At 40.1% G+C, this 11,037-nt stretch carries 11 protein-coding genes; 5 read left to right on the forward strand and 6 right to left on the reverse strand.

Features of this window, described 5'->3' with window-relative positions; translation table 11 throughout:
• Positions 1–93: 93 nt before the first annotated feature.
• Entirely contained in the window at positions 94–378 is a 285-nt protein-coding gene (locus tag DACET_RS07280) for an integration host factor subunit beta (protein WP_013010740.1), read from the forward strand.
• 23 nt (positions 379–401) lie between these two features.
• Here the strand turns inward: DACET_RS07280 and DACET_RS07285 are convergent, their stop codons facing one another.
• The 4 genes from DACET_RS07285 to fliD all read right to left on the reverse strand — a co-directional run bounded on the left by DACET_RS07285 (position 402) and on the right by fliD (position 4,274).
• Positions 402–707 (reverse strand): hypothetical protein, encoded by a 306-nt coding sequence (locus DACET_RS07285; RefSeq protein ID WP_148214159.1) that lies wholly within the window; start codon positions 705–707, stop codon positions 402–404.
• A gap of 102 nt (positions 708–809) precedes the next feature.
• Positions 810–1,148 (reverse strand): hypothetical protein, encoded by a 339-nt coding sequence (locus DACET_RS07290; protein WP_013010742.1) that lies wholly within the window; start codon positions 1,146–1,148, stop codon positions 810–812.
• A 4-nt stretch (positions 1,149–1,152) separates the two neighbouring features.
• Positions 1,153–1,572 carry a flagellar export chaperone FliS gene (gene fliS, locus DACET_RS07295; RefSeq protein WP_013010743.1) on the reverse strand — a complete coding sequence of 140 codons (420 nt, stop codon included), beginning with the start codon at positions 1,570–1,572 and terminating at the stop codon, positions 1,153–1,155.
• A 23-nt stretch (positions 1,573–1,595) separates the two neighbouring features.
• The gene (fliD, locus tag DACET_RS07300; RefSeq protein ID WP_013010744.1) at positions 1,596–4,274 is read right to left on the reverse strand and encodes a flagellar filament capping protein FliD; all 2,679 of its coding nucleotides are present in this window, start codon (positions 4,272–4,274) and stop codon (positions 1,596–1,598) included.
• Between the two features lie 97 nt (positions 4,275–4,371).
• On the opposite strand from fliD, the gene DACET_RS07305 reads away from it, so the two are divergent.
• Positions 4,372–4,986 (forward strand): HAD family hydrolase, encoded by a 615-nt coding sequence (locus DACET_RS07305; protein ID WP_013010745.1) that lies wholly within the window; start codon positions 4,372–4,374, stop codon positions 4,984–4,986.
• A gap of 2 nt (positions 4,987–4,988) precedes the next feature.
• Here DACET_RS07305 and DACET_RS07310 read toward each other — a convergent pair whose 3' ends face one another.
• Positions 4,989–5,819, reverse strand: coding sequence for a PHP domain-containing protein (locus DACET_RS07310; RefSeq protein WP_013010746.1), 831 nt, complete (start codon positions 5,817–5,819; stop codon positions 4,989–4,991).
• 219 nt (positions 5,820–6,038) lie between these two features.
• Here DACET_RS07310 and DACET_RS07315 point away from each other — a divergent pair, with 219 nt between their 5' ends.
• Positions 6,039–7,439: an IS4 family transposase gene (locus tag DACET_RS07315; protein ID WP_013010002.1), complete on the forward strand. Its 1,401-nt coding sequence runs from the start codon at positions 6,039–6,041 to the stop codon at positions 7,437–7,439.
• A 490-nt stretch (positions 7,440–7,929) separates the two neighbouring features.
• Here DACET_RS07315 and DACET_RS16265 read toward each other — a convergent pair whose 3' ends face one another.
• Positions 7,930–8,094 (reverse strand): hypothetical protein, encoded by a 165-nt coding sequence (locus tag DACET_RS16265; protein WP_013010748.1) that lies wholly within the window; start codon positions 8,092–8,094, stop codon positions 7,930–7,932.
• Between the two features lie 92 nt (positions 8,095–8,186).
• On the opposite strand from DACET_RS16265, the gene DACET_RS07330 reads away from it, so the two are divergent.
• Positions 8,187–9,286 (forward strand): IS3 family transposase gene (locus DACET_RS07330; protein ID WP_148214160.1). Its coding sequence is split into 2 segments (ribosomal slippage): positions 8,187–8,439 and positions 8,439–9,286, totalling 1,101 coding nucleotides; the frame shifts between segments, so codons are not numbered across the junction.
• An 84-nt stretch (positions 9,287–9,370) separates the two neighbouring features.
• Positions 9,371–10,993: an AAA family ATPase gene (locus tag DACET_RS07335; RefSeq protein WP_169304202.1), complete on the forward strand. Its 1,623-nt coding sequence runs from the start codon at positions 9,371–9,373 to the stop codon at positions 10,991–10,993.
• The last annotated feature ends 44 nt before the right edge of the window (positions 10,994–11,037 follow it).

Consider the following 11,037-nt stretch of genomic DNA (forward strand, 5'->3'; position numbering starts at 1 on the left):
GTAAATTCCCTTTACACCTTATATGACATCAGATATAATGTGTAAATAAAAAAAATGTTTTAACTAATTGACATTTGCACGGAGATAAAGGTTATGACAAAATCAGAACTCATCGAAGTTATCTCGACTCAGAATCAGGAACTCACTAAGAAGCAGGTGGAATTCATCGTAAATGGTGTTTTCTCCTCTATCAAAGACGCCCTTAAAACAGGCGACAAAGTAGAGATAAGAGGTTTCGGAAGCTTTAAAATCAGAGAAAAGAATTCTAAAGTCGGACGTAACCCTAAGACCGGAGATAAGGTTGAAGTACCTTCTAAAAACGTACCTTACTTTAAGCCGGGCAAAGAGATCAAAGAACTTCTTATCCAGGCTGACTAGAAATACTTAAAGGCATCCCTGTTTTAAAACTTTTTGTTGATCAGGGATGCTTTCTGACTTTTTGAACTATATTTTTTGCGGACATGTTCGCGGCATATCTTAGTGCGTATATTTTTAAAAAGTCCTTCTTTCTCTTTCACAAGCCTTTCGATAACCCTACCATGAAGTGTTTCAACTGATTCTATTTCTACACGCAAATCATCTTTATCGTTAATTTCTTTCAATATCTGCGTAAGCTGTTTCATGCATGACTTATAAGAATCATAATTCTTTATAAGATTCTCATGCTCTTCAGCATTTATAACAGCTTCTGCTTTTTTGGTAAACATACTGTAAAGTTGTCTGAAATCATTTTTGCACATAGTTACACTGTATAGATTAATAATATAAATCTCAATATAGAAGAGTTCCGGCTGCTGTTATTTTACTTCCTATTCGAAAGGGTAAAACTGCATCACAGCATCGGGATCAGCTTTCTTATGAGCGTTGATTGCATTCTCAGAGTCGTCGGCAAACTGTTTTTTCAGATCTTCAAGCATATCAAATGCCTCTTCGTCTGACTGAATGTTTGTACCTGATGAAGCGGCCAGTCTGTTTTCATTCCGAATACCGATAATGTCAGTAATATACTGCTTTTCATTATCCGTGGTTTTCTCAGACTGCTTACCATCTTTAGAAACCTGAGAACTATCAGATTGTGTTTTTTTTCTGTCGATAGTTGCGAGTTTATCCCGCAAATTTATGACAGAGCTTTCGTTGTTTATTACCATATTTTTATCCGGCAAAGTTTATTGATTTAGTCTCTTCCGGCTCCTGCTTAACGGATCCCTCTTCTTTTTGAACAACTTCTTTCCATGCCTCTCTAAGAGAGCTCATAAGCTTGATAACACTTTCAATTTTAGTATTATCTTTCTCTTTGTTTGCTTCAACGAGCTGCCATATCATGAAATCATAAAGTCTCATAAGATTTTTAGCAACATCGCCAGCTTCCATGTTTAAAGTTGACATCAGCTCGTAAATGATATTCTGAGCTTTCATGATGTTATTGTGGGCATCCGGAATGTTATTCTCGTTAACCGCTTTAACTGCCACACGTAAAAATTTAATTGCGCCATCATACATGAGAAGTACTAACTTTCCTTTTGTGGCACCCTCAACTTCCTGTTTGATGTAGTTTTTGTACGGACTCTGCATATAAACGACTCCTTTCGTTAATATTAACTGCTTGAAGAAGCACTGGTAAAACTGTTGGCACTTGCCTGAGCATCAGATATAGCCTGTTCCATTGCAGTAAACTGTGCCCAGTATCTCTCCAGCTGGCTCTCAACTCTTTCTTCCTGAGTTTCAATTCTGCTTTCCAGTCGTGACATTTCAGAATAGATCGTGCCGCTCGTTCCCAGCTTAGCACCTATCATCCCCGTATCACTAGTATAACGTTCATCTATCATTTTGGAAAGATATCTTGACCACCCAATCTCATTGTTATAATTTGCGTCGGTTTCGTCTAAGTCTGACGACTGAGCAAAAAATGTATAAACCTCATCAGGCTTGTCAGTCAGGGCAGTCAGAAAATCTGCATTCTCTTTCAATGCTTCAACTATCTCGTCATGATCAGTGGACATTGATACAAGATAGCCTTTTGTTTGTTCAGTAATATCATCACCAGCAACCTCTATCCCAATATCCGACATATCATTTATGGAACCGGAAACGCCTGTACGTACTGAAAAAAACATACTACGAAGCGTGTTGTCCATATTCTTAAGCTCTGAACTTCTCCTTATGATATCATACTTGTTATATTTTTCATAGTTTTCCATATATTCAGAAATATCATCATCAGTCATGCTCTCTTTGTCAGTATCGGTAAGGTATCCCATATAATCATCTTTATCATCAGAATCATATGACGGAATATCAAGCATTTGCATAACTTCATTGTAGTGAGCAATAAAGGTCGCAAACGCATCCACAGCCTTATCAGTATCGACACTGACGTCAATAGTAGTTGGAGTTGCACTTGCGCTATTCAATGTAAAGGTCACGCCATTAAGGATATCACTTACAGTATTAGATTCTCTGACATATGTTTGCCCATCAACCGTAAGAATAGCTTTCTGACCAGTTGTTCCGATACTTTTCGAAACAATAGGATTATCTGTCAGGTTGAAAGCTTTAAGTAAATTGCTTGAATCATTCGGTCCGCCGACCTCAATAGGCTCTATCCCGTCAGAACGAAGAGTAACCTTATCGGAAGTGGTGTCATAAGCCATTGTAACACCGGCACCGGAGTTATTCACTTTTTCAATCACATCCTGAATGGTATCTGTGCCTGCATCTACATATATAGATACGCCATTTATGGTAAAAGTCCCGGAAGTTGGTAGAACAGTTAGACCCGCATTCAGTAAATCAGAGCTGGTACTTATACTGCCTGAAGTTGTTCCCTGGGTAAATGTTCTGTCCGATGAACCCGACAGATTCATAACACTGAGAAGATTACTGGTATCGCCATATGCTCCGAGACTTACAGAGCTGCTGCCTGTTGTGTTTGAACGAATATTAAACGTATCTGTTACACTGTCATAACTTGCTGTAACACCTGCTCCCGAGCCGTTTATTTTACCAAGCAAATCATTTACCGACAGCTTAGAATAATCTTCAATTTCAATTTTAACATCGTTAATAGTAAAATAACCGTTAGCACTGTCACTGATAGTTTTTGTAAACCCTGCGTTTTCAAGCCCTGAAGTGCTGACATCGAGCCCCGCCCCTCCTGACACCTGTGAGCTGGTATAGGAAGTATATGTCGCCGAGCCTACTTTAAGGGTGCTGTCTTGAGCGATAGTAAAAGACCCTTCAGTCAGAGTTCCGGAAAGAGTAAAAGTTGCTCCTGCAACTACCCCTGAAACAGCGCTAAAAACTTCATCCTGTAAGTTCTCAAGTGTATCTGCAATATGATATTTTGTTAATGTGCCCGTTGTACTTGTAGTCGGTGTATATGATTCAGCGAAACCGAGTTCATCCCGGAGAGTTCCGGCATCAGTCCCGAACACAGAAATATTATAATCATCAACGGTTGTTTCGTACATTGCCATGTTCCATGTATCAGCGTCAGAGTCGTATTGAGCTCTCACAGCAAGATACTGAACTGCATTTGTCCCCATAGAATCGTTCATACCCTCGTTAAGGTAGAACTCAAGTCTTGCTGCAACATCGTTAATGCTTTCAGCTTGATCAATATCGACATCAGTGCTGCCGAATGTTTCATTTATAGTCAGCGTCTGGGCGTTACCATCGCTATCTGTATAACCGATAGTAAAATCTCCGTCGAAATCTGTGAGCAGCCTGCCATAATTGTCTACACTGCCGCTGTCTATTGTTGCACCGGAAGATTTTGCCACCCTGCCCAAACCATCCAGAGTCATCTCTGTAGTTGCCAGATAATCCGTTCCGTCGGCCTGTATTGTTGTTTTGCTTACACCCTGCAAATAATCAGCAGAGAGTCCCTTTACCCCGGTAACATTCGCTCCGGTCTTAGAAAGGGCAAACCGTGTATAGGCACTTGTGGCGGTTGAGTTATTCGCGAGCTGGTCAACCTGGAGAGTATGGGTTCCAACAGCAGCGTCAGTGGTTGCTGTCGCTGTTGCTACACCTTCATTGGTAGAGGTTGTTGTTTTGGTTTTAAAAGTTGACTCAAGGCGCAAAGTGAGTAAATCCGATGTGAGATTTCCAAGCATATTATCCACATTTTCATAAACTTCCTCTTCCAGCCCTTTGTAGCTCAGTTCGCCGTAAAGCTTATCTACCGGCACCTGTGCCTGCTGCATAAGCTGCTCGACGAGAGCGTTAGTATCCATACCGGAGACTATCCCCCCAACCTGTATACCAGCCATCTTCAACCCTCCTATAGTTCTCATCATATCGACTATTTATAAGCTTTCATGAGAAAAAAATTGCCACAATGTCGAAAATGTACTACAACCAAAAACTATGAAAAAAATACTTGTTTACGACTGCGACGGTGTCCTTTTTAACAGCACAAAAGCCATTATTGGCTATTATAACCATGTATTCGACAAGTTCGGTCTGGAGCGCATCGACTGGACAGTTGAATCCAGCATGCGCCTTGCTATGATGAGCACAAGCAGGGAAATTATCCGAGCTTTTGCCAGCAGCGAACAGATTTCTGATGAGATGCTTACATTTGCGGCAAATACTAATTTCAGGGATTTTATCCCGCTTATGGAACCTTCGCCTCAAATATACGACACTCTTGAAAAACTTCAGACCGAGGGTCACACTGTCACAGTATGCACAAACAGAGGTATTTCCACGCAATATCTTTTCGATCATTTCGATATGGGAAATTTTTTCGCATATACTGTTACTGCCAATGATGTAGCAAAACCAAAGCCAGATCCTGAAGGATTATATAAAATTATAGAAAAATACCAGACAGCGAAAGAGAACCTGCTTTTCGTCGGTGATTCATTCACAGATTATTATGCTGCAAAGGCAGCGGATGTTGATTTTTTAGCATACGGAGGCGAGCTGGAAGAAAGCCGTATACTAAAAAATCATATGGAAATATTTGATTACCTGTAGGCTTATCTAACAGCAGACTCAAGCTGTTTATAAATACTGTAGGGAATATTTAAATCACCCTTCCCTGTTCCAAGCCCGACACTAAGTTTATTGTCTCCGTGGAAGTCACTCCCTCCGGAAATAAGCATACCGTGCTCTTTTGCGATATCGTAAAACATTTCGTACTTGTCGGCAGGGGTGTCAGAGCACCAAACTTCGTGACCATCAAGCCCCATACCTTTGAGATATTTTAGAAAAGGGGAAAAATATTTCTCATCCACCCCTAAAGTCATAGGATGAGCAAGAATGGCTATACCTCCAGCTTCATGTATAACATCTATCGCCTCAGAAAACTCAAGCCTGTCCTTAGGCAGATACAAGCTGCCGTCTTTGCCCAGATATTTATCAAAAGCTTCATTCATGCTGCCCGCAAAACCTTGCGCAACAAGAAACTGAGCGATATGAGGTCTTCCCAGCTCTCCATCTTTTTCAGGACTGATATCATCCTCGGTAACCTTGCCCCCTATGAGCCCGCTTACCAGCTCCATAAGGCGGTCATTTCTTCTCCGTCGTGCATCCTTAAGCTTTTGCAGTGTTTTTAATAAAGCGATATTTTTATGGTCAACAAACAACCCGACAAGATGAAATGTTCCAGGATCGTAAACCACACTGATCTCTACCCCTGTGACACGTTTAACAGAAGAATCAATAGAAAGGAAGCTCTCCAGACCGTCAACAGTATCATGATCGGTAAGAGCCAACACTTCAACTCCTCGCTTTTCAGCATAGCTGACCAGCTTTTCCGGATGCATTGTGCCGTCTGAAAAGGTTGAATGGGTATGTAAATCTATCATTTAACCCTTCTGCACATTAAAAATATCAACAAGAGCAAGGTTATCCATCATGGCATAAAGCTTATGATTTTTTGCTATTATAGTTAACTTAATATCTCAAGTTTCGCATCTTGATATAGTGCGATAACTTGTTGTTATAGCTAGGATAACAATAGAAAAAGTCTCCCATAAATGGTATATTGATTTTCAAAGAACAATTACATCAAGGAGACTTTTTCTATGCTTGAGAATAAATCATGGCAGTCTGAAATACAAGCGGCATTATGGAAAGAATTTGAGATACTCCGAGTGATGAAGGCTTTGCAGCTTCGTACAATTGCCTATAGGTGCGGTATTTCAAAGAATCAGGGCGTTGAGCCATTTTCGATTCTTGTGGCTTTAGTTTTTCTGACTTTTCTCGGCAAAAGCGTTCATCATTTTGTTTCCCATTGCCGGAACAGTCTATTTGATTTAGGCGGTAAAGATGTTTTTTATCGTTTAAGTACACGTACAAGTATCAATTGGCGGCGTTTTATGATGGATATATCGCTTAATGTGATCAGATATTTCAAATCATTCAGCAGCTGGCAGCAGCGTGTTCTTGTAATTGATGACACAGTAATTCAGAAAGCCGGCAAAAAGATAGAAGAAGTATCATGGGTGTTTGACCATAGCAAAGGTAAAAGCGTGAAAGGCTTCAGTGCTGTTGTGCTTGGCTGGAGTGATCGTGCGTCATTTGTCCCTGTAGATTTTGCTTTGCAGCGAAGCAGCAGAAAAGTATTCAAACAATCGACAGAAATTGAAATGGATAAGCGGATGCTGGCGTGGCATCGTCGACAGGAAGCAGTAAAAGACAAACCAACACTGGTAAAGGAAATGCTTAAACGGGCGAAACAGAAGGGTCTGGATGCTGGGGCTGTTCTGTTTGACAGCTGGTACTGTATGCCGAGGCTGGTGTCGTCAATTTATAATGAGATAGGCTATGACGTGATTGCCATGCTTAAAACTACACCGACATTGACTGTTGCTGTAAATGGCAAGGTATACTCAACCAAACGCTTATGGGAATGTGTTGTTCCAGATTTGATTAAGGCAACAGTAACAATTGGCAAAGATCGGGTGTCTGTATCTTCCATCAATGCTTTTTTCGGTTCAACTCTGGTTAAGCTGGTCTTCTGTCAGCCATCTGAGAAAAGTAAATCAAAGAAGCCTATTATTCTACTGTCTACGGATACATCTTTGACATCGGCAAAAATAATTGAAACCTATGGTCAGCGTTGGGCAGTAGAAGTGTTGTTTAAAGATGCCAAGAGCAAGCTTTTCTTTGGGAAAAATCAATCCAGAACCTTTGAGGCTACTATTTGCTTCCTAACACTATCGCTCGTTAGGTTTATCATCCTGAGCTATATGGAACGGATAAATGGTGATTTCCGTCACAAAGGCAGTCTGTATGAGGGTCTGCGTTATGAGGTCGAAGAACTGAATATTCTGGCGTTTATGGAAAAATTCATAAACCGATTATTATCAATAATTGATGGAGCAAAGGAAACATTTACAGTTTTTATGAATAAATTGGCTGGAATACAGGAAATGGTAAGGCTTTCAATACAGAATCTGATGTTTCAAAGGTGCGAAACTTGAGTTATAATTTATAACTCAGAAGTCTCTACAAAACTAAGGGTAATTCAAGGTCTTAAAAAAGCGGAAAGAATTATCAACTCAGACTGTGAAATAAAAGAAGGGCTTCTCTCCCTTCTGAGCATATCGTGGGAGACTTACCAGATTCTGGAGTCCCTGGACAGCGGTGATACTTACCCCGCATTTAAAGGGAATATAAGAAGGTATATCTTTACGGTGAGGGATTTCTAAGCCTTTACTGAGTGGTATAATCCGGAACCGGTTTTTCACTTGGTATCTGAACCCATATCCTGAAAGAATTTCAGAATTAAAGGGAATAAAAGGCAGGTTCCCAGAATATAGGCAGACCCGCTTTTTACCCCTTTCTCGTTCAAAATTCTAACTGAGTCCATAATATAATGTGAGGGGTCCTGAAGCTTTACTTTAGCCTTGGCCACCCTCAGATTTACCCTTTTTTCAGTTTTAAGTCTTCGGCTGGTTAACATATAAGGTCCTAATAACGTCCGCTGCCCGCTTTTTTAGCGGCCAGAACGGAGACAACAGCAGTAACAGCAAAAGCTATCAATGCTGTTATAAAGTATGACGCTATCTTTCCAGCGTAAAGCTCAAGAAGCATCTGCGCCCCGATCAGTGCAAATATGAAACCTACAATAGTCATCAAAGATGCCAGCAGAACAAGGTGTAAGCATCCCTAAAAATTTTACAGTTTAAAATTAGAGTTTTCCTGTAGATTAATAACAGGAGGACTTAATGAAACGCAGTCGATTTTCAGAAACTCAGATCGTAAAAATACTCAAAGAAGCCGAGTCCGGCAGACAGGTTAAAGACATTTGTCGAGAGCACGGCATCAGTGACGCCACCTATTACAACTGGAAGTCCAAATACGGAGGCATGGAAGCCTCAGACATCAAGAGATTAAAAGAGCTAGAAGAGGAGAATCGCAAACTGAAGCAGATGTTTGCTGATCTTAGCCTAGAGAATACAGCCCTGAAGGATATTCTCTCAAAAAAGCTTTAAAGCCGTCGGAGAAGCGTAGTTTAGCAGACTACTGTAGAGCAATATACGGCATGAGCGTCAGTCATGCTTGCCGTACAGTCAGCATAAGCCGTCCGGTTTATTACTATCAGCCGGATGTAGACAGAGATAATCATGTTATCGCTGTTTTGCTTGAACTATGTGAGAAATATCCGGGATATGGCTTCGGAAAGCTGTTTGCCATTATCCGTCGGCTTGGACATAAATGGAATCATAAGAGAGTTCATAGGGTTTATTGCCTTTTGAAGCTCAACATGCGCCGTAAGGCCAAGAGAAGGCTTCCAAGTAGAAATCCTCTGCCTATCAGTGTGCCTGAATCCATCAACCAGTGCTGGTCTATAGATTTCATGAGCGACAGCTTATACTGCGGGAGGAAATACAGGACATTTAATGTCGTTGATGACTTTAATCGGGAAGCTCTTGCCATTGAGGTTGACCTTAATCTTCCGGCAGCAAGAGTTATCAGGGTGCTTGACAGGATAGCTTCTTGGAGAGGTTATCCGGCTAAACTCAGAATGGACAACGGTCCTGAGTTCATATCAGTAAAACTGGCTGACTGGGCGGAGTATCATGATGTTGAGCTTGAGTTCATACAGCCAGGCAAGCCGTTTCAGAATTCATATGTGGAAAGGTTTAATCGTACATTCAGGAACGAGGTATTGGACAGGCATTTGTTTTTCTCTTTAAGCGAAGTTCGGGAAGAAGCTGATCGATGGATGGTTGAATACAATACAGAAAGACCGCATGATTCTCTGGGAAAAATGACTCCAGAGGAGTATGCTGAAAGAGCGGAAAACTCTAAATATCTGCTGTAAGAAAAGAGGGACGCTTACAAGTTTGACAGAATTATAGCTTTTACCACGCTTGATATCTCAAAATATTATGCTGTTAAAATGTGGGTGATTAAAGACAAGATTAGTATTCTTGGTAAAAAGATGCCTATATTTATTATAGTCAACTGGGAAGTTGCAATCCGCCCAGTTGAGATAGAACGATTTTCAAATATCTTTGGAGCCAGGCTTGCTTCATATGCTGGATCAGCAGAAGCACGTGGTTTAATGAAATATTTAACCAAGACTGGCTTTAATCTAGTTGAACTTCTGTCTTTTGACGATGCTCATTACCAAAGAATACGCTCCAGAATACTTACACTGTCAAATGCTAAAGTAAGTCACTTGTTTGATATATTCGATCTTTGTCGTGAAATTATTATTAATAATCGAAATGGCTGCAATATTCTCAGGTACGTACTTTATCATATGAACAACAAAATCATTGCTAATCAAATTGATGATGAAAACAGACGGTTATCTGGGTTGAAACTCGCTTATGGGTGCATACCTTTTGAACAAATGCCTTTTTGCACGTCGCTATTGCATCATAACCCTCGATTAAATGATTTATTTGATTGTATCGACTCTACGAACAGAATGCATGAGGTACTTGCCCGTTATGTGCTTGTGAATGCAGAGACACATGGACAGTTATATACACCTGAAAAAGACCTTGAGCGATTTGGCGAAATAAACCAGCTTGTTAGTACTTTCAATGGGAGACTTTACCATAACCCACGTCACCAAGCACGTAAACTAGAAGAGCGCAATAAGCACTATTTTATAGTAGGTTATGAACATGATACCGTTAAGATAATCGAGCAACTCATTGAATTATCAAATAGGGGGCTAAAAAACTATACCAGTTCTGTTGACAGCTGGTTAGCATCAGCAATTCATCCAGTGGATTGTGACGAAAAGAAAGTTGCATTGAGACAAATGTTTCAAGACTCATCAGTAGCATTAATTTATGGCTCTGCAGGCACGGGAAAATCTACCTTAATAAACCATATCTCTAACTTTTTCATAAATCAAAGTAAGCTGTATTTGGCCAATACTAATCCTGCTGTAGACAATATGAAACGTAGAGTTAACCTACAAAACGATGACACTGATTTTATGACAATCGCAAAGTTTTTAAACAGGAGTGGCGTTCGCACAAAATACGATATCATGGTCATAGATGAATGTAGTACAGTAAATAACACGGATATGAAAAACCTTTTGAGTAAAGCAAAATTTGAGTTGCTTATTTTAGTAGGAGACACCTACCAAATAGAAGCAATAAGGTTTGGTAACTGGTTTAACGCAGCAAAGGGTTTTGTACCTCCAACCTCAGTTTGTGAACTCGTAAAACCATATAGAAGCCACAATCAAGAATTACAAACTTTATGGGATAGAGTGCGTAGTATGGATGACTGCATAAAAGAATCAATTGTCAGAAATCAATACTCATCGACACTTAACGCTTCGGTGTTTGAACCAATTGAACAAGATGAAATAATTCTATGCCTTAATTATGATGGTCTTTATGGAATTAATAACATTAATCGATTTTTACAAGAAGCGAACCCTCAACAAGCTTTTACTTGGGGACTTCACACATACAAAGTCGGAGACCCAATATTATTCAATGAATCCGACCGTTTTTCACCAGTGATTTATAGGCTATTTGCATTTGAGGGTTGAATTGAATTATTACAAGCAAATAATATAGATAATTCTTCTGTGCA

The sequence above is a fragment of the Denitrovibrio acetiphilus DSM 12809 genome, from assembly GCF_000025725.1.
GTDB lineage: Bacteria > Chrysiogenota > Deferribacteres > Deferribacterales > Geovibrionaceae > Denitrovibrio > Denitrovibrio acetiphilus.